This is a genomic window from Pseudomonas sp. FP1762, assembly GCF_030687105.1.
Taxonomy (GTDB): Bacteria; Pseudomonadota; Gammaproteobacteria; order Pseudomonadales; family Pseudomonadaceae; genus Aquipseudomonas; species Aquipseudomonas siliginis.
Genome location: NZ_CP117458.1, coordinates 626,955 through 648,458 on the forward strand (window position 1 = coordinate 626,955; position 21,504 = coordinate 648,458).

The 21,504-nt window shown below is 60.6% G+C and carries 19 protein-coding genes; 11 read left to right on the plus strand and 8 right to left on the minus strand.

The window, feature by feature from the left end; translation table 11 throughout:
* Positions 1 to 44: 44 nt before the first annotated feature.
* Both PSH90_RS02645 and PSH90_RS02650 read left to right on the plus strand, forming a co-directional pair.
* On the plus strand, positions 45 to 2,531 hold the full coding sequence (locus tag PSH90_RS02645; protein ID WP_150638260.1) for a circularly permuted type 2 ATP-grasp protein: 2,487 nt from the start codon (positions 45 to 47) through the stop codon (positions 2,529 to 2,531).
* On the plus strand, positions 2,531 to 3,421 hold the full coding sequence (locus tag PSH90_RS02650) for a transglutaminase family protein (RefSeq protein ID WP_110602754.1): 891 nt from the start codon (positions 2,531 to 2,533) through the stop codon (positions 3,419 to 3,421). Before PSH90_RS02645 ends, PSH90_RS02650 begins: the two co-directional genes overlap by 1 nt.
* 209 nt (positions 3,422 to 3,630) lie before the next feature.
* Here the strand turns inward: PSH90_RS02650 and PSH90_RS02655 are convergent, their stop codons facing one another.
* Positions 3,631 to 3,819 carry a hypothetical protein gene (locus PSH90_RS02655; protein ID WP_016771927.1) on the minus strand — a complete coding sequence of 63 codons (189 nt, stop codon included), beginning with the start codon at positions 3,817 to 3,819 and terminating at the stop codon, positions 3,631 to 3,633.
* 68 nt (positions 3,820 to 3,887) lie between these two features.
* Positions 3,888 to 4,475 (minus strand): TIGR00730 family Rossman fold protein, encoded by a 588-nt coding sequence (locus tag PSH90_RS02660; RefSeq protein WP_024011379.1) that lies wholly within the window; start codon positions 4,473 to 4,475, stop codon positions 3,888 to 3,890.
* A gap of 342 nt (positions 4,476 to 4,817) precedes the next feature.
* Between PSH90_RS02660 and azu the strand changes: the two genes are divergently transcribed.
* Complete coding sequence (gene azu / locus PSH90_RS02665; RefSeq protein ID WP_305382097.1) at positions 4,818 to 5,261, plus strand: azurin; 444 nt, start codon at positions 4,818 to 4,820, stop codon at positions 5,259 to 5,261.
* 157 nt (positions 5,262 to 5,418) lie between these two features.
* Here azu and nadE read toward each other — a convergent pair whose 3' ends face one another.
* From nadE to PSH90_RS02680, 3 genes are all read right to left on the minus strand, one after another.
* The gene (nadE, locus tag PSH90_RS02670; RefSeq protein WP_056787583.1) at positions 5,419 to 6,246 is read right to left on the minus strand and encodes an ammonia-dependent NAD(+) synthetase; all 828 of its coding nucleotides are present in this window, start codon (positions 6,244 to 6,246) and stop codon (positions 5,419 to 5,421) included.
* Positions 6,247 to 6,250: 4 nt separating this feature from the next.
* Positions 6,251 to 7,474, minus strand: a complete 1,224-nt coding sequence (gene pncB, locus PSH90_RS02675; protein WP_056787585.1) for a nicotinate phosphoribosyltransferase — start codon at positions 7,472 to 7,474, stop codon at positions 6,251 to 6,253.
* 214 nt (positions 7,475 to 7,688) lie between these two features.
* Positions 7,689 to 8,588, minus strand: coding sequence for a LysR family transcriptional regulator (locus PSH90_RS02680; RefSeq protein WP_041480716.1), 900 nt, complete (start codon positions 8,586 to 8,588; stop codon positions 7,689 to 7,691).
* A 164-nt stretch (positions 8,589 to 8,752) separates the two neighbouring features.
* On the opposite strand from PSH90_RS02680, the gene PSH90_RS02685 reads away from it, so the two are divergent.
* The 8 genes from PSH90_RS02685 (at position 8,753) to PSH90_RS02720 (ending at position 18,863) form a co-directional block, all read left to right on the plus strand.
* Positions 8,753 to 10,243: an aldehyde dehydrogenase family protein gene (locus PSH90_RS02685; protein ID WP_305382098.1), complete on the plus strand. Its 1,491-nt coding sequence runs from the start codon at positions 8,753 to 8,755 to the stop codon at positions 10,241 to 10,243.
* A 196-nt stretch (positions 10,244 to 10,439) separates the two neighbouring features.
* Entirely contained in the window at positions 10,440 to 11,723 is a 1,284-nt protein-coding gene (locus tag PSH90_RS02690; RefSeq protein WP_305382099.1) for an FAD-binding oxidoreductase, read from the plus strand.
* Between the two features lie 368 nt (positions 11,724 to 12,091).
* Entirely contained in the window at positions 12,092 to 13,225 is a 1,134-nt protein-coding gene (locus PSH90_RS02695; RefSeq protein ID WP_041480713.1) for an ABC transporter substrate-binding protein, read from the plus strand.
* Positions 13,226 to 13,466: 241 nt separating this feature from the next.
* A complete protein-coding gene (locus tag PSH90_RS02700; protein ID WP_305382101.1) occupies positions 13,467 to 14,381 on the plus strand; it encodes a branched-chain amino acid ABC transporter permease LivH in 915 nt (304 codons plus the stop codon).
* Between the two features lie 3 nt (positions 14,382 to 14,384).
* Complete coding sequence (gene livM / locus PSH90_RS02705; RefSeq protein WP_016771917.1) at positions 14,385 to 15,686, plus strand: high-affinity branched-chain amino acid ABC transporter permease LivM; 1,302 nt, start codon at positions 14,385 to 14,387, stop codon at positions 15,684 to 15,686.
* The gene (locus tag PSH90_RS02710; protein WP_016771916.1) at positions 15,683 to 16,555 is read left to right on the plus strand and encodes an ABC transporter ATP-binding protein; all 873 of its coding nucleotides are present in this window, start codon (positions 15,683 to 15,685) and stop codon (positions 16,553 to 16,555) included. Before livM ends, PSH90_RS02710 begins: the two co-directional genes overlap by 4 nt.
* Positions 16,552 to 17,268, plus strand: a complete 717-nt coding sequence (locus tag PSH90_RS02715; protein ID WP_305382103.1) for an ABC transporter ATP-binding protein — start codon at positions 16,552 to 16,554, stop codon at positions 17,266 to 17,268. The genes PSH90_RS02710 and PSH90_RS02715 overlap by 4 nt, the downstream gene beginning before the upstream one ends.
* A gap of 830 nt (positions 17,269 to 18,098) precedes the next feature.
* Complete coding sequence (locus tag PSH90_RS02720; RefSeq protein WP_016771914.1) at positions 18,099 to 18,863, plus strand: SDR family oxidoreductase; 765 nt, start codon at positions 18,099 to 18,101, stop codon at positions 18,861 to 18,863.
* Between the two features lie 95 nt (positions 18,864 to 18,958).
* Here the strand turns inward: PSH90_RS02720 and PSH90_RS02725 are convergent, their stop codons facing one another.
* The 3 genes from PSH90_RS02725 to ureG form a co-directional block, all read right to left on the minus strand.
* The gene (locus tag PSH90_RS02725; protein ID WP_305382104.1) at positions 18,959 to 20,092 is read right to left on the minus strand and encodes an AGE family epimerase/isomerase; all 1,134 of its coding nucleotides are present in this window, start codon (positions 20,090 to 20,092) and stop codon (positions 18,959 to 18,961) included.
* 197 nt (positions 20,093 to 20,289) lie between these two features.
* On the minus strand, positions 20,290 to 20,862 hold the full coding sequence (locus tag PSH90_RS02730) for a HupE/UreJ family protein (protein WP_123443929.1): 573 nt from the start codon (positions 20,860 to 20,862) through the stop codon (positions 20,290 to 20,292).
* 27 nt (positions 20,863 to 20,889) lie between these two features.
* Entirely contained in the window at positions 20,890 to 21,504 is a 615-nt protein-coding gene (gene ureG / locus PSH90_RS02735; RefSeq protein ID WP_016771910.1) for an urease accessory protein UreG, read from the minus strand.

The following is a 21,504-nucleotide window of genomic DNA, read 5'->3' on the forward strand; positions in this document are numbered from 1 at the left end:
GCCTGCGTTAGTCTGACCGTTCCCTGCTGTCTGCCGAGCTTTCCATGCCTGACCTGCTAGACCGCTACCCGCTGACCGCGGGCACCTATCACGAACTGCTCGACGGCAGCGGCGCGGTGCGCTCGCATTGGCAGCGCCTGTTCGATCAGTTGCAGCGCAGCAGTCCGGCGCAACTGGTGCAGCGCCAAGCCTTGCTGGCGCGGCAGATTCAGGAAAACGGCGTCACCTACAACGTCTATGCCGATCCCAAGGGCGCTGACCGGCCGTGGGAGCTGGATCTGCTGCCCCATGTGATCGCGGCAGATGAATGGCAGCAATTGTCCGCCGGCATCGCTCAGCGTGCGCGCTTGCTCAATGCAGTGCTGGCGGATCTGTACGGTCCGCAGCGGTTGATCAGCGAAGGCCTGCTGCCCGCCGAGCTGGTATTCGGACACAACAATTTTCTCTGGCCCTGTCAGGGCATTGCCCCGCCCGAGTCAGCCTTTTTGCATTTGTATGCCGTGGATCTGGCGCGCACACCGGATGGTCGCTGGTGGGTCACTGCCGATCGCACCCAAGCGCCGTCCGGGGCCGGCTATGCGCTGGAAAACCGCACCATCGTCTCCCGCGCCTTTCCCGATTTGTACCGGGATCTTAAGGTCCAGCATCTGGCCGGTTTCTTCCGCACCTTGCAGGAAACTTTGGCCCGTCAGGCACCGGAGGGCGATGACGCACCGCTGGTGGTGCTGCTGACACCGGGGCGGTTCAATGAAAGTTATTTCGAACATCTGTATCTGGCGCGCCAGCTCGGCTATCCGCTGGTCGAGGGCGGCGATCTGACGGTGCGCAATGCCACCGTTTACCTGAAAACCCTCAGTGGCCTGCGCCGGGTGCACGCGATCATGCGCCGCCTCGACGATGATTTCTGCGACCCGCTGGAACTGCGTACCGACTCGGCGCTTGGCGTCCCCGGTCTGCTTGAGGCGGTGCGGCAGGGGCGGGTGCTGGTGGCTAATGCGCTCGGCAGCGGCGTGCTTGAATCGCCGGGCCTGCTGGGTTTTTTGCCGAAGATCAATCAGTACCTGTTCGGCGAGGAACTGATCCTGCCGTCGATCGCCACCTGGTGGTGCGGTGAAGCGCCGGTGCTGGCGCAGGCGCTGGAAAAACTTCCGGAGCTGTTGATCAAACCGGCGTTCCCGTCGCAGAGCTTCGCGCCTGTTTTCGGCCGTGATTTGAGTGAAAGCCAGCGCCTCGAGCTGGCGCAGCGTATGCAGGCACGGCCTTATGCCTACGTCGCGCAAGAGCTTGCGCAACTGTCGCAGGCGCCGGTGTGGCAAGCCGAAGACGGTCATCTGCAACCCCGCGCGATCGGCATGCGCATGTATGCGGTGGCCAGCCACGATGGCTACCGCGTGTTGCCGGGCGGTCTGACCCGAGTGGCGGCCGAGGCTGATGCCGAAGTGGTGTCGATGCAGCGCGGCGGGGCGAGCAAGGACACCTGGGTGCTCAGCGACCGTGCGCCGAGTGGCGAGCAGTGGAAGGCGCAGCGCAATGTCGGCGTGCACGATCTGGTGCGGCGCGATCCTTACCTGCCATCGCGGGTAGTGGAGAATCTGTTCTGGTTCGGCCGCTACTGCGAACGCTGCGACGACAGCGCGCGGCTGCTGCGCATCATGCTCACGCGTTACGTCGATGGCGATGATCCGCAGGCGCTGCAAGCAGCGGTCGATCTCGGCGAGCGGCTGGCCTTGCTGCCCGATGAAGGCGAACTGCCGGAGCGCCTGCTCGCTGCGTTGCTGGGCGAGGATTGGTCGTTCAGCCTGCGCTCCAACTTGCAACGCCTGCAATGGGCCGCCTCGCAAGTGCGCGGCAAGCTGTCCCGGGAGAACTGGCAGGCGCTGGTCGAATTGCAGCGCGAGGCGCTGGAGCTGGAAGTCGATGAACCGGACTTCGGCGAACTGCTGGATTTCCTCAACCGTCTGGTGATGTCGCTGGCGGCGCTGTCGGGGTTTGCGCTGGATGACATGACCCGCGATGAAGGCTGGCGCTTTCTGATGATTGGCCGGCGCATCGAACGCCTGCAATTTCTCAGCAGCAGTCTGGCGGCGTTTCTGCGCGGCGCGGGTGCGTTCGATCAGGCGGGGCTGGAGTGGTTGCTGGAGTTGGGTAACAGCAGCATCACCTACCGCTCACGCTATCTGGCGGTGGCGCAATTGATTCCGGTGCTCGATCTGCTGTTGCTGGATGAGCAGAACCCCCACGCGGTGCTGTTTCAGCTGAAACTGGTCACCCGCACGCTGAAACGCTTGAACGACGACTTCGGCGCACCTCGCGAAACCGCGCTGCCGCAGCTGGTCGAACGCCTCTCGCGGTTTGATCTCGGTTGTCTGGAGAACCCGCTGTTCGGCAAATCCAGCGTACGTGCCGCGCTGGATGGTCTGGCCGATCTGTTGCAGGAAATCGCCGAAGCCAGCGGCCAGGTATCGGATCGTCTGGCCCTGCGCCATTTCGCCCATGTCGATGATGTCAGCCAGCGAACGGTGTCCGTGTGATGAGCGCTCAGTACCAGATCTTTCACGACACCTGTTATCACTACGACAGCCCGGTCTCCCTCGCGCAGCAACTGGCGCACCTGTGGCCGCGCGAATGCAGCTGGCAGCGCTGCACCGAGCAGCAGTTGCTGATCAGCCCCGAACCGACCATGCGCCGGGATGAGCTGGATGTTTTCGGCAATCCGCTGACGCGGTTGGCCTTTGAGCGGCCCCATGACCAATTGCAGGTCAACGCCCGGCTGACGGTCGAGGTACTGGCGCGACCGGCGCTGGATTTTAATCAGTCGCCGGCGTGGGAGCAGACCCGCGATGCGCTGACCTACAGCAGTCAGCCGTTGTCCGCCGACTTGCTCGAAGCCTGTCGCTACCGGTTCCAGTCACCTTATGTGCATTTGAAGCGCAGCTTCGTCGAGTTCTCGCAAAGCTGTTTTCCGCCAGGGCGACCGTTGCTGCTCGGCGTGCAGGCGCTGATGCAGAAGATCTTCAGCGAATTCACCTTCGATGCCGAAGCCACCCAGGTGGCGACGCCGCTGGTGGAAGTGCTGGAGCGTCGACGCGGCGTGTGTCAGGACTTCGCTCATCTGATGCTGGCCTGTGTGCGCTCGCGCGGTCTGGCGGCGCGTTATGTCAGCGGCTACCTGCTGACCCAGCCGCCGCCGGGGCAGCCACGCCTGATCGGCGCCGACGCCTCGCATGCGTGGGTATCGGTGTTCTGTCCGGTATCGGGCTGGGTGGATTTCGATCCGACCAACAATGTGCGGCCGGCGCTGGAACACATCACGTTGGCGTGGGGAAGGGATTTCTCCGATGTGTCGCCGCTGCGCGGAGTGATTCTCGGTGGCGGTAATCACGACCCGGAAGTGCGGGTTACGGTGATGCCTCAGAATTGATGAGTCTTCAAATGTGGGAGCGAGCCTGCTCGCGAAAGCGTCAGGTCAGCCAATAGATTTGTAACAGATATATCGCATTCGCGAGCAGGCTCGCTCCCACAGGGGATTTTGGTGTTTCAGGGAAAGCAGGGCTGTGAGGGCCGGCAGCAGAACTGCCAGCCCCGTCACAAATCCGCAGGGTCTGATTCGATCATCAAACCCGGTGGGGCTCAGGCGTCGGGCGTCTGATCTTTCGGTGCATCGGATGCATCAACATCATCATCGGTCGCCACTTCACCGTCAGGGTTCAGTGCCGCTTCTTCAGCGGTTTGCTTCTTGCGCTGAAGCTTTTCCTCTTTCTTCTGTTCCTTTGCCAGGTCTCGTTGACGTTTGGCGAAGGAGTAATTGGGTTTGGCCATGGGCGATCCTCTGGGGTCGAAGGTGAGGTTGAGCGGCGCGTATTCTGCCCTGTATCGGTGTCCGGGGGTTAACCGGGTTTTTGGTCGACCCACTTGGGCGTGACGGTCGGCTGCCACTGATCGAGGGCATCGAGCAGGGAATCTGGCGATTCGCTCACTTGCAGCATGTCACGGTGTGGCGCGCGAACGAAGCCTTCGCCGACGATATGATCGAGAAAAGCCGTGAGTTTGCTGTAGAAACCGTTCACTTCCAGCAGCCCCAAAGGCTTGCCGTGGTAGCCGAGTTGGCCCCAGGTCCAGACTTCGAACAGCTCTTCCAGCGTGCCAAGGCCGCCGGGCAGGGCGATGAATGCATCGCTGAGTTCGGCCATCCGCGCCTTGCGCGCATGCATGCCGTCGACCACTTCCAGGCGCGTCAGGCTTTTGTGGCCGATCTCCTTGTCCATCAGGCTTTGCGGAATGATACCGATCACTTCGCCGCCAGCGGCCAGCGCGGCATCAGCCACAATGCCCATCAAGCCGACCGCGCCGCCGCCGTAGACCAGCGTCAGATTTCGCTCGGCCAATGCCCGGCCAAGGGCCACGGCAGCTTCAGTGTAGGCCGGCACGGTACCGGCATTGGCACCGCAAAACACACAGACGGATTTCAGCGACATGCGTTACTCCTGAGTCGATCAGGCGCACAGGGTAACGGCTGGCACGCTGCGCTCCAAGGACTAGACTTCGCGTTCGGGTGATTCAAAAGTACCGCTGGCGCCACAGGCGTAGGCGGCGAGCAAGCTGCACAACAGACCGTTAAAGAACATGACTGGCACTCCGTTTCAGTAGGTGGGCCGATCATAGGGCTGGCCGTACGAAATGGCCGTTAGATTGTGTCGATGGGTGTCATAGCCTGAAAGTTGTATACAATTTTTGACTCAAGTCATATGAACTTGCGATGATTTCAGGCAGTCTTTCCACCACTAGTGTTTTTGTTAACCCTGCCTTGGAGATTCACCATGTTTTCCAAAGTTGTTGCGGTATCCCTGCTGGCGCTGGCCAGCAGCCAATTGATGGCTGCCGAGTGCAAAACCACCGTTGATTCCACCGATCAGATGACCTTCAACACCAAGGAAATCGTGATCGACAAGAGCTGCAAGACCTTCACCGTCGAACTGACCCACTCCGGCAGCCTGCCGAAGAACGTCATGGGCCATAACCTGGTGATCAGCAAAGAAGCTGACATGCAGCCAATCGCTACCGACGGCCTGGCAGCCGGTATCGACAAGAACTACCTGAAAGATGGCGACGCCCGCATCATCGCCCACACCAAGATCATCGGCGCCAAGGAAACCGATTCGGTGACCTTTGATGTGGCCAAGGTGGCTGACGGTAGCTACGGCTTCTTCTGCTCGTTCCCTGGGCACATCTCGATGATGAAAGGCACTATCGTCGTCAAGTAAACCAGGCACAAAAAAAGCGTCCCCCCGGGACGCTTTTTTTGTGTAGGAGCTGCCGAAGGCTGCGATCTTTTGATCTTGATCTTCAAAGCAAGATCAAAAGATCGCAGCCTCGTTGCACTCGTCAGCTCCTACAGGCTCGTGCAGGCATTTCCATACCTCAAGGCGCAAACGGCATCACGCGCTTGTGATGGGTCTTGTTGTACGTGTCGACAATGATCTTCGCCGCCTCGTCCCGCACCGCTTCACCGTGCAGAAACGCATCGATCTCGGCATAGGTCACGCCGTGCGCCGCTTCGTCCGGTTTGCCTGGCGAAAGATCTTCGAGGTCGGCGGTCGGGACTTTTTCGACCAGCGATTCCGGCGCGCCAAAGCTGCGGGCAATCGCACGCACCTGATTTTTCACCAGGCCGCTGAGCGGGGCGAGGTCGCAGGCGCCATCGCCGAATTTGGTGAAGAAGCCCATCACCGCTTCTGCCGCATGGTCGGTGCCAATCACCAGACCGCCCGCCACTCCGGCAATCGTGTACTGCGCCACCATGCGCATCCGCGCCTTGGTATTACCCAGCACGAAGTCCACCGACGCCGCCGGTTTGCCTTCGAACGCCGACACCTGAGCTGCCAGCGCCTTGACCGCCGGGCCGATGTTCACGGTGTGGATTTCGTCAGGGGCGATGCAGTCGAGCGAGGCCTTGGCGTCGTGCTCGTCGAACTGGGTTTCATACGGCAGGCGCACGGCGATGAATTTGTAGCGGTCGTCGCCGGTTTTTTCGCGCAGTTCACGTACCGCGCGCTGGGCCAGGAGGCCGGCGGTCAGTGAGTCGACGCCGCCGCTGATGCCCAGCACCAGGGTCTTGAGCCCGGAATTGACCAGACATTCCTGGATGAACGTCAGGCGCCGGGCGACTTCGGCCTGCAGGGCCTGATCGTCGGCGAACGGTGGTTGCACCTTGAGCTGCTCAGCAATCTCACGCTGTACGGCTTGCATGAATTCACTCCTTGTTAGATAGACTGGATTCGGCAGGAACCTTGAACACATGTCGCAAATAGGCGACGAAATTCGGATCTTTGCAGTGGGTCTTGCCAGGCTCGTCGGAGATCTTCGCCACCGGCTGGCCGTTGCAGGCGGTCATTTTAAGCACGATGCTCATCGGTTCGACACCCGGGATATCACAAGTGAGGTTGGTACCGATGCCGAAGCTCACATTGATGCGACCGTGCAGCGCGCGGAAAATCTCCAGCGATTTGGGCAGGGTCAGACTGTCGGAAAACACCAGGGTCTTGCTCATCGGGTCGATGCCGAGCTTGTGGTAGTGCGCGATGCACTTTTCACCCCACGCTACCGGGTCCCCGGAATCGTGGCGCAGACCGTCGAAGAGCTTGGCAAAGAACAGATCGAAATCGCCAAGAAACGCATCGGTGGTAATGCAGTCGGTGAGGGCGATACCGAGCAGGCCACGGTATTCGCGAACCCAGCAATCGAGCGCGGCGATCTGGCTGTCGATCAGGCGCGGGCCGAGTTGCTGATGGGCCATGATCCACTCGTGGGCCATGGTGCCCAGCGGTTTCATGTCCAGCTCGCGGGACAGATGCACGTTGCTGGTACCGACGAAACGCCCGGGAAAATCATGCTTGAGCACGTTGACCACTTCGGCCTGCACGCCAAAGGAAAAGCGCCGGCGCGTGCCGAAATCGGCGACCTGCAATTGCGACAGCTCATCGGCCGAAGCATTGGCGGTCAGCCAGTCGAACTTGCGATACAGCTGTTCGCGTGCCTGCTCCAGCGAAGTCTCCCGGTAGCGATAGCGATTGCGCACTTCGCTGACGATCGCCAGCAGCGGCACTTCGTAGAGGATCACATGCAGCCACGGCCCGCGCAGGCGGATGAACAACTCTCCGTTCTCGATGCCGGTGTGCAGGTAGCGCAGGTTGAAGCGGAACAGGCCGAGGAAGCGCAGAAAATCTGGTTTCAGAAAACTGATGCGCTCAAGGAAACTCAACTGATCGGCACTCAGGCTCAGCTCGGCCAGACGCTCGATCTGGTGGCGGATCTCGGCCAGATACGGACGCAGATCCTCGGCGTTGCGGCAGCGGAACTCCCATTCGACTTCGACGTTGGGGTAGTTGTGCAGCACCGCCTGCATCATCGTCAGCTTGTAGAAGTCGGTGTCGAGCAGGTTCTGCACGATGCGATCGGCAAACACACTCTCGCTCATAAACGGGTCTCCAGTTGCGCCGCGCCTGGCGCGGTCTATATCGATGGCGCTAGTGGCGCATATCGGCGGTGGGGATTGCCAGCATTTTTTCAGAGCGCCGCAGATCCACTGTGGGAGCGAGCCTGCTCGCGAATGCGGTGTGTCAGTTAAAGATGATGTGGCTGACCCGACGCTTTCGCGAGCAGGCTCGCTCCCACAGGGATCCCGGTTGACCTCACACCGGGCTATCGATTTGTTCAAGCATCCATTTCACAAAATCCCGCACCTTCGGCACTTCCGCCGCGTGCTCCGGGTAGGCCAGGTAATAGGCATCGCTGCTGGGCATCGCATGCTGCCAGGGTATGACCAGTTTGCCTTCGGCCAATTCCTCTTCCACCAGAAACCGCGGCAGCAGCGCCACGCCACAGCCGACCTGGGCGGCGCGGATGCACATGTAAAAGGTTTCGAAACGCGGCCCGTGGTAGCTGTGTTCGGTGTGGTAGCCCTGACTGTCGAACCAGTCGTGCCAGGCCTGCGGTCGCGAGGCATTTTGCAGCAGTACCAGGTCGGTGAGTTGCGTCGGGTCAGTGAATGGCGTGTCCGGCAGGCTGCCCGGGGCGCAGACCGGCACCAGTTGTTCGCCGAACAATTTCAGGCATTCGGTGCCCGGACGCGAAGCCTGGCCGAAATAGAAGGCTAGATCGCTGCGCCCCTGCAACAGATCGTCGGCTTCCTGCTCGTTACACAGATCCAGATGAATCGACGGATGGCGCAGGCGCCAGCCTTTCAGGCGCGGCACCAGCCAACGGGCGCCGAAGGTGGAAGGGGTAGAGACTCGCAGGACTTCGGTCTCGCCGCCGTAGGAACGCAGGTAATGCGTCGACATCTCCACTTGGCTGAGGATTTTTCTGACCTCGACCAGATACAAATCCCCGGCCGGCGTCATCTGCAAGCGCCGACGCACGCGGCGGAACAGCAAGTGCTGTAACAGTTCTTCAAGCTGTGCGACCTGTTTGCTCACCGCACTCTGGGTCAGGTTCAGCTCTTCGGCGGCGCGGGTAAAACTCAGGTGCCGGGTCACGGCCTCGAAGCATTGCAGCGCGGTGATCGAGGGCAAGTGGCGTCTGTTCAGCATGGCCAGTCCTTTTTCTTGTCTTTCGCTAGGCAGCATGAATAAACGGAATGATATCTGGCGTAAAGGTCGTTTGTTGCATCGCCGCAGTGAGGCTACAACTAAAGGCCTGCCCGGCCATGCAAAGGATGGCCGCACACATTCTGTTTTTGCTTGAGGAGAGACCGATGGTAGCCGCATTGCTTGATCGTCTGGGAGTCAACCCGGCCCTGTACCAGAACGGCAAGGTGCCGGTGCATTCGCCCATCGATGGCGGTGAAATTGCCTCGGTGAACTGGGAGGGCGCTGCCGAAGTCGAGCAACACATCAGTCGCGCAGATCATGCATTCGAGCAATGGCGCAAGGTGCCGGCACCGCGTCGCGGTGAGCTGGTGCGTCAGTTCGGCGAAGTGTTGCGCGAGTACAAGGCCGATCTCGGCGAGCTGGTGTCGTGGGAGGCTGGCAAGATCACTCAGGAAGGCCTGGGTGAAGTACAGGAGATGATCGACATCTGCGACTTCGCCGTTGGCCTGTCGCGCCAGTTGTACGGTCTGACCATCGCCTCCGAGCGTCCGGGCCACCATATGCGTGAAACCTGGCATCCGCTCGGCGTGGTCGGCGTCATCAGCGCGTTCAACTTCCCGGTCGCAGTGTGGGCGTGGAACACCACCCTGGCGCTGGTCTGCGGCAACCCGGTGGTGTGGAAGCCATCAGAGAAAACCCCGCTGACCGCGCTGGCCTGTCAGGCGCTGTTTGATCGCGTAGTGAAGAATTTCAGCGATGCCCCGGCGAGCCTGTGCCAGGTGGTGATCGGCGGTCGCGATGCCGGCGAAGCGCTGGTCGATGATCCGCGTGTTGCGCTGATCAGCGCCACCGGCAGCACGCGCATGGGCCGCGAAGTGGCGCCGAAAGTCGCCGCGCGTTTCGCCCGCAGCATTCTTGAACTGGGTGGCAACAACGCGATGATCCTCGGCCCGAGCGCCGATCTGGACATGGCAGTGCGCGCGATTCTGTTCAGCGCCGTCGGCACCGCCGGGCAACGCTGCACGACTTTGCGCCGTCTGATCGCCCATGAATCGGTCAAGGAAGAAATCGTCACCCGCCTCAAGGCGGCCTATTCGAAAGTACGCATCGGCCATCCGCTGGAAGGCAATCTGGTCGGCCCGCTGATCGACAAGCACAGCTTCGAAAACATGCAGGATGCGCTGGAACAGGCGCTGAGCGAAGGCGGCCGGGTGTTCGGTGGCAAGCGCCAACTGGAAGAGCAATTCCCCAATGCTTATTACGTGTCGCCGGCCATCGTGGAAATGCCCGAGCAGAGCGATGTGGTCTGCAGCGAAACCTTCGCGCCGATTCTCTACGTGGTCGGCTACAGCGATTTCGAGGAAGCGCTGCGCCTGAACAACGCCGTGCCGCAAGGCTTGTCATCGTGCATCTTCACCACCGATGTGCGTGAGGCCGAGCGGTTCATGTCGGCGGTCGGCAGTGACTGCGGCATCGCCAACGTCAATATCGGCCCGAGCGGCGCGGAAATCGGCGGCGCGTTTGGTGGCGAGAAAGAGACTGGCGGCGGCCGTGAATCTGGCTCCGATGCCTGGCGCGCGTACATGCGCCGGCAGACCAACACCGTCAACTATTCGCTGGAATTGCCGTTGGCGCAGGGCATTACATTCGACTGACAGGTGGAGATCCTCTGTAGGAGTGAGCACTGTGGCGAGGGGATTTATCCCCGTTCGGCTGCGAAGCAGTCGTCGCTTTTGAAATTTTGGGCCGCTCCGCGACCCAGCGGGGCGGTGCGACGTTTCGCTAAATCCCCTCGCCACAGGGGGCTCACTCAGGTTTGTGTGTTTGTTGGGTTTCTGTTGGAGTCTGGCAATGCCGTTACGCGAAGAATGTCTGTGGGAAACGCTCACGCCACAACGCCCGGATAACGCCGCGCTCAGTGGCGAGGTCAAGGTCGATGTCTGCGTGATCGGCGCCGGGTTCACCGGGTTGTCAGCGGCGCTGCATCTGTTGGAAAAAGGCAAAAGCGTCTGCGTGCTGGAAGCGCATCGCGCAGGGCATGGTGGGTCCGGGCGCAACGTCGGGCTGGTCAACGCCGGCATGTGGATTCCTCCGGACGAGATCGAAGCGGGGTTCGGCGAGGCGGTCGGAAGTCAGCTCAACCGCATGCTTGGTGCGGCGCCGGCGCTGGTGTTCAGCCTTGTGGATAAATACAACATCGATTGCCAGTTGCGCCGCGAAGGCACTTTGCACATGGCCCATAACGCCAAGGGCGAGGCGGATCTGCGCAGTCGCGAGCAGCAATGGAAACGTCGTGGCGCGCCGGTCGAACTGCTGACCGGCAAGGCCTGCGAGCAAGCCACCGGCACGAAGAAAATCGCCGCCGCGTTGCTTGACCGCCGCGCCGGCACGCTCAATCCGATGGCCTATGTCACCGGGCTGGCCAATGCCGTGCGCGGGCTCGGCGGGCAGATGTTCGATCATTCGCCGGTGACTCGCCTCGAGCGCATCGGGCAGAACTGGTCGGTGCAAACCGCCCAGGGTTCGGTACTCGCCGAACAAGTGGTCATCGCCTCCAACGCCTACACCGAAGGCGACTGGACCGAACTCAAGCGCAATTTCTTTCCCGGTTATTACTACCAGGTCGCCTCGGTGCCACTTACCGAAGACGCTGCGCAAGAAATTCTCCCGGGCGGGCAGGGCTCGTGGGACACCCGTCAGGTATTGAGCAGCATCCGCCGTGACAAGGACGGGCGCCTGTTGCTCGGCAGCCTCGGCAATGGCAACCAGAAACCGACCTGGTTTCTCAAAGCCTGGGCCGATCGGGTGCAGCAGCATTACTTCCCCAATCTGAAGCCGGTCGAGTGGCAGTGCACCTGGACCGGGCGCATTGCGTTTACCCCTGATCACCTGATGCGCCTGTTCGAACCGGCGCCGGGACTGGTGGCCGTCACCGGTTATAACGGTCGCGGCGTCACCACCGGCACGGTGGTCGGCAAAGCTTTTGCCGATTACCTGTGCAACGGCAATCCGCAGGCACTGCCGATTCCCTTCGCACCGATGCAGCCCCTGGCCGGTGTGGGCTTGCGCAGTTGCCTGTACGAGGCCGGGTTTTCCCTGTATCACGCGGGCCAGTGCCTGCGCATCGTTATTTGAGTGTTGAAATTTGTTGCCGCAAGCGGCGCTTTTGCATCCAGCGACTAGCCTGTAATGGTGCGGGTTGTAGCAGTCCCGCACCAGCAGTGTGCAGTTCGGTGACGCGGGCTGTTACAGGCTGGTTGCACGTCGTTTGCCGCTGCGGTTGCAATGATGGCGCGTGCGGGTTGCGCCTGAAAAAACAAATGGTTTCACCTTCCGCGGTTTAGACGGTTGCACGCCCAATGAAAATGGGACCGAAACAGTCGAAATAACAACAACGCAGCGACTTTTTGAAGAATAAAAAACCGATGGCACGGGCCTTGCTCTGAGCTTTGAGTGAAGTGAAGTCGCAGTGCCAACTAAAAAAAACCTTGGAGCACCACCTCATGTCCCAGACGTTTTACAAGAAAGGCTTTCTGGCCCTCGCAGTCGCTACTGCGCTGGGTGTTTCTGCGTTTGCTCAAGCTGATATCAAGATCGGTGTAGCGGGTCCTATGACCGGTGCCAACGCGGCATTCGGCGAGCAGTACATGAAGGGTGCACAGGCGGCGGCCGATGCGGTCAACGCGGCGGGTGGCGTCAACGGGGAAAAAATCGTCCTGGTCAAAGGCGACGACGCCTGCGAACCGAAGCAGGCAGTGACGGTCGCCAAGGACCTCACCAACCAGAAAGTCGCCGGCGTGGTCGGTCACTTCTGCTCCTCTTCGACCATTCCAGCGTCGGAAATCTACGACGAAGCCGGGATCATCGCGATCACTCCGGGCTCGACCAACCCGCAAGTTACCGAACGCGGCCTCAGCGCCATGTTCCGTATGTGCGGACGTGACGACCAGCAAGGCATCGTTGCCGGCGACTACATCGTCGACATGCTCAAGGGCAAGAAAGTCGTCGTGCTGCACGACAAGGACACCTACGGCCAAGGCCTGGCGGACGCCACCAAGGCTCAGCTGGAAAAACGCGGCGTCAAGCCTGTGCTGTACGAAGGCCTGACCCGTGGCGAGAAAGACTTCAGCACCATCGTCACCAAGATCCGTGGCGCCGGCGCCGATGTCGTCTATTTCGGCGGCCTGCACCCGGAAGCCGGTCCGCTGGTTCGTCAGCTGCGTGAACAAGGTCTGAAAGACGTCAAGTTCATGTCCGACGACGGTATCGTGACCGACGAACTGGTGACCACCGCTGGCGGCCCGCAATTCACCGATGGCGTACTGATGACTTTCGGCGCCGACCCGCGCCTGTTGCCGGAAAGCAAGACCGTAGTGGACGCGTTCCGCAAGGCCGGCACTGAGCCTGAAGGCTACACCCTGTACGCCTACGCCTCGGTTCAGACCTTGGCGGCAGCGTTCAATGGCGCGAAGAAAAACGACGGCGAAGCCGCTGCCAAGTGGCTGAAGGCCAACCCGGTGAAAACCGTGATGGGCGAGAAGACCTGGGACGCCAAAGGCGACCTGAAAGTCTCCGACTACGTGGTTTACCAGTGGGACAAGGACGGCAAATACCACCAGCTGGAAAAGCAGAAGTAAGGGCTGAAGCGATCACTCGGCTCACTTGAAACCCTGTGGGAGCGGGCTTGCCCGCGATGGCGTCAGGTCAATCGACACACGAGTTGGCTGATCCACCGCTATCGCTGGCAAGCCAGCTCCCACAGGATTCAGTGGCGATCGGGCTGATCACGCTCCGACATTGCTCCGACGTACATCTGTATTTTTCCTAGAAGAACCGCGCGCCGATGGCGCGCAGGTTCTCACTGCGTGAGATTGCGTTATGGATGGTATTTTCCTGCAGCAACTGGTCAATGGCCTGACCCTCGGGTCGGTCTATGGCCTGATCGCCATCGGCTACACAATGGTCTACGGCATCATCGGCATGATCAACTTCGCCCACGGCGAGGTTTACATGATTTCCGCTTACCTGGCGGCAATCAGTCTGGCTCTGCTGGCTTACTTCGGTATCGAATCCTTCCCGCTGCTGATGCTCGGTACGCTGATCTTCACCATCGTCGTCACGGCGGTGTATGGCTGGGTCATCGAGCGTGTCGCCTACAAACCCCTGCGTAACTCGACCCGCCTGGCGCCGCTGATCAGCGCTATCGGTATTTCGCTGATTTTGCAGAACTACGCACAGATCGCTCAGGGCGCCAAACAACAGGGCGTGCCTACGCTGCTGACCGGTGCCTGGCGTGTTGAAGTCGGCACCGGCTTCGTGCAACTGACCTACACCAAAGTCTTCATCCTGATCGCCGCGTTTCTCGGCATGGGGCTGCTGACCTACATCATCAAATACACCAAGCTCGGCCGCATGTGCCGTGCGACCCAGCAAGACCGCAAGATGGCCTCGATCCTGGGGATCAACACCGACCGGGTGATTTCCTACGTGTTCATCATCGGTGCAGCCATGGCGGCACTGGCCGGTGTGCTGATCACAATGAACTACGGCACGTTCGACTTCTATGCCGGCTTCATCATCGGCATCAAGGCGTTCACCGCAGCGGTTCTGGGCGGCATCGGTTCACTGCCCGGCGCGATGCTCGGCGGGATCATCCTCGGCATCTCCGAGTCGCTGTTCTCCGGTCTGGTCAACTCCGACTACAAAGACGTGTTCAGTTTCTCGCTGCTCGTCCTCGTACTGGTCTTCCGGCCGCAGGGCCTGTTGGGCCGTCCTCTTGTGTCGAAGGTGTAAGCGATGTCTGCAACCACTGAAAAATCCATCGATATCAAAAAAAGTCTGGTCGAGGCGATTCTTGCCGGCCTGATTGCGCTGATCGTGTTCGGGCCGATTGTCGGCGTGGTCCTCGACGGCTACAGCTTCAACCTCGAAGCAACCCGCGTGGCGTGGATCATTGCCATCGTCATGGCCGGTCGCTTTGCCCTCAGCCTGTTCCTGCAAACACCCAAAGGCTTGAAGATCCTCGACGGATTCGAGAGCAGCGGTTCCGGTGTGCACGTGCTGCCGGCGGATTACAAATCACGGCTGCGCTGGATCATCCCGCTGATTATCGTGCTGGCGATCATCGTGCCGTTTGTCTCCAACTCCTATCTGCTGGGGGTGGTCATCCTTGGTTTGATCTACGTGCTGCTGGGGCTGGGGCTGAACATTGTGGTCGGTCTGGCCGGGCTGCTCGATCTCGGTTACGTGGCGTTCTACGCCATCGGCGCCTACGGTCTGGCATTGGGTTACCAGTATCTCGGTCTGGGTTTCTGGACCGTGCTGCCGCTGGCGGCAATCACCGCAGGCCTGGCTGGCTGCATTCTCGGTTTCCCGGTGTTGCGTCTGCACGGTGACTATCTGGCGATCGTGACCCTGGGTTTTGGTGAAATCATTCGTCTGGTGCTGAACAACTGGCTGTCGCTGACCGGCGGCCCGAACGGCATGCCGGCGCCACTGCCGACGTTCTTCGGTCTGGAGTTCGGCAAGCGGGCGAAGGATGGCGGGGTGCCGTTCCATGAGTTCTTCGGTCTGACCTACAACCCCGACGTAAAGTATTACTTCATTTACGCGGTGCTGTTCCTGGTGGTGCTGGCGGTGTTGTACGTCAAGCATCGGCTGGTGAAGATGCCGGTCGGTCGCGCCTGGGAAGCCCTGCGTGAAGATGAAATCGCCTGCCGTTCGATGGGCCTGAACCACGTACTGGTCAAGCTCTCGGCGTTCACCATCGGTGCGTCGACGGCGGGTCTGGCCGGGGTGTTCTTCGCCACCTATCAAGGCTTCGTCAACCCGACCTCGTTCACCTTCTTCGAGTCGGCGCTGATCCTCGCCATCGTCGTGCTCGGCGGCATGGGTTCGACCATCGGCGTGGTCATCGCCGCATTCGTGCTCACCGTCGCCCCGGAACTGCTGCGCGGCTTCGCTGAATACCGCGTGCTGCTGTTCGGCATCCTGATGGTGTTGATGATGATCTGGCGACCACGCGGGTTGATCCGCATCAGCCGCACCGGGGTCAAACCACGCAAAGGTGCCATTCACTACGAGAGGACTGCGCCATGAGTGAAGTCGTACTCTCTGTTGAAAAACTGATGATGCATTTCGGTGGCATCAAGGCTTTGAGCGATGTCAGCCTGAAGGTCAAACGCAATTCGATCTTCGCCCTGATCGGCCCCAACGGTGCTGGCAAGACCACGGTGTTCAACTGCCTGACCGGTTTCTACAAGGCCACGGGCGGCAAGATCGAACTCAATGTGCGTGGCCAGCAGACGAACGTCATCCAGTTGCTGGGCGAGTCATTCAAACCGACCGATTTCGTCTCGCCGAAATCCTTCCTCAGCCGCATGTACTACAAAATGTTCGGCGGTACTCACCTGGTGAACCGTGCCGGTCTCGCCCGTACGTTCCAGAACATTCGCCTGTTCAAGGAAATGTCGGTGCTGGAAAACCTGCTGGTGGCGCAGCACATGTGGGTCAACCGCAACATGCTCGCCGGCATCCTCAACACCAAGGGCTATCGCAAGGCCGAGAGCGATGCGCTGGATGTCGCGTTCTACTGGCTCGAAGTGGTCGATCTGGTCGACTGCGCCAACCGTCTGGCCGGTGAGCTGTCCTACGGCCAGCAACGGCGTCTGGAAATTGCCCGGGCCATGTGCACGCGGCCGCAGATCATCTGCCTCGACGAACCGGCCGCCGGCCTCAATCCTCAGGAAACCGAAGCGCTCAGCGCGATGATCCGGCTGCTGCGCGACGAGCACGATCTGACCGTGGTGCTGATCGAACACGACATGGGCATGGTCATGAGCATTTCCGATCACATCGTGGTTCTTGACCACGGCATCGTCATCGCCGAAGGCGGACCGGAAGCGATCCGCAATGATCCAAAAGTGATTGCGGCTTACCTGGGCGCCGACGAAGAGGAGCTGGTATGAGCCAACCGATCCTCGAACTGCGCAATCTGGACGTGTTCTACGGCCCGATTCAGGCGCTCAAGGGCGTTTCATTGCAGATCAACGAAGGCGAGACCGTCAGCCTGATCGGCTCCAACGGCGCCGGCAAGTCGACCTTGCTGATGTCGATCTTCGGCCAGCCCAGAGCGGCGGGCGGGCAGATTCTCTATCAGGGCGTCGACATCACGCAGAAGTCCTCGCACTACATCGCCTCCAACGGTATCGCGCAGTCGCCGGAAGGGCGGCGGGTTTTCCCCGACATGACCGTCGAGGAAAACCTGCTGATGGGCACCATCCCGATTGGCGACAAGTACGCCAAAGAGGACATGCAGCGCATGTTCGAGCTGTTTCCACGGCTTGAGGAGAGACGCAATCAGCGGGCGATGACCATGTCTGGCGGTGAACAGCAGATGCTCGCCATCGCCCGTGCGCTGATGAGCCGGCCGAAGCTGTTGCTGCTCGATGAACCGAGCCTCGGGTTGTCGCCGATTGTGGTGAAGCAGATCTTCGCCACGCTGCGTGAGTTGGCAAAAACCGGGATGACGATTTTCCTCGTCGAGCAGAACGCCAACCATGCGCTGAAGCTGTCGGACCGGGCATATGTGATGGTCAACGGCGAAATCCGTCTGACCGGCACCGGCAAAGAGCTTTTGGTGAATGAGGAGGTGCGTAACGCCTATCTGGGCGGGCACTGATTCTTCTCGCGGTTGTACACAGCCCCGGCGACGAGAGTCCCGGGGCTGTTTTTATTCCTCAAACTCACTGTGTAGGAGCTGCCGAAGGTTGCGATCTTTTGATCTTAAAAAAATCAGAAGATCGCAGCCTTCGGCAGCTTCTACATGGAATCAAGGCATGACATCAAGCGGAATTCAGAATTGTGGAAAACAAATTCCCCAAGCTGCCAAAGCGCGACATATAGACGCTGCAAATGGCTGTTTTTCCACAGTTTTGACTTGTCCCCGGTTACTGTGGAGCTGGCTGTGAATAACGTGGGTGTATCTGGCTGCAAGCCTTATGAAACGTGGCTTGCAGGGATGTGTTTGTTTTTTGATCAGGCATTTTTGCTGGAGCGCGCGGCGTCGTTGTCAACCTTTTTCTGGGGAGCAGAGACATGGCAATTCCATGTGCGCAAGCCTGTGGATAAGTCTGTGACTAAACTCTGGAAAGACCTCGCGGAGCACCGTAATTGCTGGCCTCGCGCAATCACCCGGTGATACCGTCCGTCGTGCAAAATGCCCTGTCCCGCACATCCCCCGCCTCACGGTCAAGCAAAAAACTTTCCATTTCGCCCGCAAAGCCTTGTGTGGCGCGGCTTTGCACGTTTGCACTTGCCCCCGGAAACTGTGGAGCAGATTGTGGATAACATGCGTGCACATGGCTGCAGGCCACGCAGGCTAAGGTCTTGGCGAACTTGGTTGATTTTTGTACAGCTGGCAAGTGTTGCCCGTATTCGCGAGGGCGGGCATGCTGCCTGCTGATTTTCTATTCCAAGGGCTGCCGTGGCGGCCGAAGCAAGGAGAACACGATGTCCGACACCCTGTTTATCACCGGCGCGACGTCCGGTTTTGGTGAAGCCTGTGCCCGGCGTTTTGCCGAGGCTGGCTGGAAGCTGGTACTGACCGGCCGTCGTGAAGAACGCCTCAATGCCCTGTGCGCCGAACTGTCGAAGCAGACCGAAGTGCATGGTCTGGTTCTCGATGTGCGCGATCGCAAAGCGATGGAGGAGGCTATCGCCAACCTGCCGCCGTCGTTCGCCAAACTCCGTGGCCTGATCAACAACGCCGGCCTGGCGCTCGGCGTCGATCCGGCGCCCAAGTGCGATCTGGATGACTGGGACACCATGGTCGACACCAACGTCAAAGGCCTGATGTACGCCACTCGCCTGCTGCTGCCACGGCTGATTGCCCACGGCCGTGGCGCCGGTATCGTCAACCTCGGTTCCATCGCCGGTAACTACCCGTACCCGGGCAGCCACGTGTACGGCGCGAGCAAAGCCTTCGTCAAACAGTTCTCGCTGAACCTGCGTTGCGACCTGCAAGGTACTGGCGTGCGGGTCAGCAACATCGAACCCGGCCTGTGCGAAAGCGAGTTCTCGCTGGTACGTTTTGCCGGTGACCAGGAACGCTACAACGCCACTTACGCCGGCGCCGAGCCGATCCAGCCGCAGGACATCGCCGAGACGATTTTCTGGGTGATGAACACCCCCGCGCACATCAACATCAATAGCCTCGAACTGATGCCGGTGAGCCAGACCTGGGCCGGGTTTGCCATCGAGCGTAACAAGGCTTGATACCGCGCTGAGGCCATTCGCGAGCAGGCTCGCTCCCACAGGGGAATGCATTCCAAGATGTGGGAGCGAGCCTGCTCGCGATAGCAATTGGTCGGTCAGCGAAGATACGCAGCCAAACCGTGATAGCAAGTCGCCAAATGATAAGGCGTGGTCGAAGGCATGTCCTTACGGCTGACCTCTCCATTCTCATCGCGACACTCATGCCAGCCGCCGGCATGCAGAAACCGCTGCTGCAACGCCTGCAACTGGCGCAGCACCACCGCTTCGCTGTCCGCCCGCAAGGTCAGCGCGCGCAGGTATTCGGCTTGAGCCCAGATCCGTTGGGTCGAATCCCTTGGCCGTCCATTGTTTTCCAGATCAAGCATCGCCCGCACCGCGCCGCAGGACTCCAGCACGCCGTACTGCTCGGTAAAAACAAACGCCCGATCCAGCGCCCGGTGCAGTTTCGAATCGCGCAACAGCGCCGACGATTCGAGCAGGAAATACCATTCGAACTGGTGCCCCGGCTCGTACCAGTTATCCACAGCACCCAGTGGCTTCTCCATCAAAACGCCGTATTGCGGATCGACGAACTGCTTGTGCATGGCTGTGCATAACTCAAGCAGGGCCTTCTGCGTTTGCGGGTCTTCGCGCACCGCCAGAGTGGCCAGAAAGGCTTCGGCCAAGTGCATCAGCGGATTTTGCAGTGGCCCGGTTTGCAGGGTGAGCCAGTCACGCTCCAGGCAGGCTTCGTACAAACCGTCGCCGGTGGCGAACCGGCGGCCGATGATTTCCAGCGCGGCGTTCAATGTCGACTCGGCCAGCGAATCCCGGGACTTGTCCCAGTAATGCGCGCAGGCGAACAGGATGAAGGCGTGGGTGTAGAGATCCTTGCGTTGATCCAGCGGCTTGCCTTGCGCATCGATGCTGTAGAACCAGCCGCCGTGCTCGGCATCATGGAAATGCCGTTGCAGCGAACGGAACAACGCGGCGGCGCGGACTTCGGCGTTATCCACAATCCCGATCAGGCTGGAGAACAGATACAGCTGCCGTGCGCAGGCCATCGCCCGATAGCGCTGCACTGGCAACGGCTGGTGTGTAGCGTCCAGCGCCTCGTACGGCAACGCCATGTCGGCATTCCAGCCCGGGCCTTGCCACAGCGGCACGATCACGTCGAGGAAGTGCTGCTGCACTTGGCCAAACAGGGCGGTCAATTCGGGCAGGGCGGTGGAGCGGGAAGCGTGGGGCATGGGCGGGCGTCACGGGCTGGGGCGATTGCGCGACATGGTAGCAGAGAGGCAGCCTTTAAAGGTTTGGTGTCTGATCGGCCGTCATCGCTGGCAAGCCAGCTCCCACAAGGAAATTGAGTGTTCACACAATTGTGGACTTACCCAATAACCTGTGGGAGCTGGCTTGCCAGCGATGAGGCCGGCTCAGGCGATAGAGATTAGCCTGCGAGCAACCAGACCCCAGTCGCCGCCGAAGCCGCACCCGCCAACCGCACCAGCGGCGCCGCTGCCTGCGGAAGAACTCGCACCACGCCATAACCGAGCGCATGCAAAACCGCTGTCGCCGCGACAAACCCGGCCGCATACGCCCACGGGCTGCTCATTTCCGGCAGCTCCAGCCCATGCGCCACGCCATGGAACAGCGCAAACAGCGCCGTCGCTGCCACCGCCATCACCAGCGGCGGACGCACGGCCAGTGCCACGGCCAGGCCCAGCGCCAATACCGAAGCAGCAATCCCGCTTTCCAGCGCCGGCAACTCCAGCCCTTCAAAACCGAGCAGGCCGCCCAGCAGCATGGTGCCGACAAACGTGCACGGCAGCGCCCAGCGCGCCGCGCCTTGTTGCTGCGCGGCCCACAAACCGACGGCGAGCATTGCCAGCAAGTGATCGAGACCGCCGATCGGGTGGCTGATGCCCGCGACGAGGCCGCTGTCGCCATGCCCCGGGTGAGCGAAGGCCAGTGCCGGTGTCAGCAGCAACGCCAGAGCGCCAAGAATGCGTTTGAGTGTCATGGATAAGCTTCCTTGTTGATAAGTGGATCAGGCGGCGGTCAGCAGGCCCTGGCGTTCGATGAAGGCGATGATTTCTTCAAGGCCCTGACCGGTTTTCTGGTTGCTGAAAACGAACGGCTTGCCGTTGCGCATGCGTTTGGTGTCGCTGTCCATCATTTCCAGCGAGGCGCCCACCAGTGGCGCGAGGTCGATCTTGTTGATCACCAGCAGGTCGGACTTGCAGATCCCCGGGCCGCCCTTGCGCGGCAGCTTGTCGCCGGCGGAGACGTCGATCACGTAGATGGTCAGGTCGGACAGCTCCGGGCTGAAGGTCGCCGAGAGGTTGTCGCCGCCGGATTCCACCAGAATCAGATCCAGCCCGGGAAAACGCCGGTTCAGTTGATCGACCGCCTCGAGGTTGATCGAGGCGTCTTCGCGGATTGCCGTGTGCGGGCAGCCGCCGGTTTCCACGCCGATGATCCGCTCCGGCGCGAGGGCTTCGTTGCGCACCAGGAAATCGGCGTCTTCGCGGGTGTAGATATCGTTGGTGACCACGGCGAGGTTGTAGCGCTCGCGCAGGGCCAGGCACAGGGCCAGGGTCAGTGCGGTTTTGCCGGAACCGACCGGGCCGCCGATGCCGACGCGCAGAGGTTGTGTATCCAT

Bases quoted from the DNA above. Each gene is read 5' to 3' on its own strand.
- PSH90_RS02645 (WP_150638260.1), top strand. From the start codon at position 45: ATGCCTGACCTGCTAGACCGCTACCCGCTGACCGCGGGCACCTATCAC.
- PSH90_RS02650 (WP_110602754.1), top strand. From the start codon at position 2,531: ATGAGCGCTCAGTACCAGATCTTTCACGACACCTGTTATCACTACGAC.
- PSH90_RS02655 (WP_016771927.1), bottom strand. From the start codon at position 3,819: ATGGCCAAACCCAATTACTCCTTCGCCAAACGTCAACGAGACCTGGCA.
- PSH90_RS02660 (WP_024011379.1), bottom strand. From the start codon at position 4,475: ATGTCGCTGAAATCCGTCTGTGTGTTTTGCGGTGCCAATGCCGGTACC.
- azu (WP_305382097.1), top strand. From the start codon at position 4,818: ATGTTTTCCAAAGTTGTTGCGGTATCCCTGCTGGCGCTGGCCAGCAGC.
- nadE (WP_056787583.1), bottom strand. From the start codon at position 6,246: ATGCAAGCCGTACAGCGTGAGATTGCTGAGCAGCTCAAGGTGCAACCA.
- pncB (WP_056787585.1), bottom strand. From the start codon at position 7,474: ATGAGCGAGAGTGTGTTTGCCGATCGCATCGTGCAGAACCTGCTCGAC.
- PSH90_RS02680 (WP_041480716.1), bottom strand. From the start codon at position 8,588: ATGCTGAACAGACGCCACTTGCCCTCGATCACCGCGCTGCAATGCTTC.
- PSH90_RS02685 (WP_305382098.1), top strand. From the start codon at position 8,753: ATGGTAGCCGCATTGCTTGATCGTCTGGGAGTCAACCCGGCCCTGTAC.
- PSH90_RS02690 (WP_305382099.1), top strand. From the start codon at position 10,440: ATGCCGTTACGCGAAGAATGTCTGTGGGAAACGCTCACGCCACAACGC.
- PSH90_RS02695 (WP_041480713.1), top strand. From the start codon at position 12,092: ATGTCCCAGACGTTTTACAAGAAAGGCTTTCTGGCCCTCGCAGTCGCT.
- PSH90_RS02700 (WP_305382101.1), top strand. From the start codon at position 13,467: ATGGATGGTATTTTCCTGCAGCAACTGGTCAATGGCCTGACCCTCGGG.
- livM (WP_016771917.1), top strand. From the start codon at position 14,385: ATGTCTGCAACCACTGAAAAATCCATCGATATCAAAAAAAGTCTGGTC.
- PSH90_RS02710 (WP_016771916.1), top strand. From the start codon at position 15,683: ATGAGTGAAGTCGTACTCTCTGTTGAAAAACTGATGATGCATTTCGGT.
- PSH90_RS02715 (WP_305382103.1), top strand. From the start codon at position 16,552: ATGAGCCAACCGATCCTCGAACTGCGCAATCTGGACGTGTTCTACGGC.
- PSH90_RS02720 (WP_016771914.1), top strand. From the start codon at position 18,099: ATGTCCGACACCCTGTTTATCACCGGCGCGACGTCCGGTTTTGGTGAA.
- PSH90_RS02725 (WP_305382104.1), bottom strand. From the start codon at position 20,092: ATGCCCCACGCTTCCCGCTCCACCGCCCTGCCCGAATTGACCGCCCTG.
- PSH90_RS02730 (WP_123443929.1), bottom strand. From the start codon at position 20,862: ATGACACTCAAACGCATTCTTGGCGCTCTGGCGTTGCTGCTGACACCG.
- ureG (WP_016771910.1), bottom strand. From the start codon at position 21,504: ATGGATACACAACCTCTGCGCGTCGGCATCGGCGGCCCGGTCGGTTCC.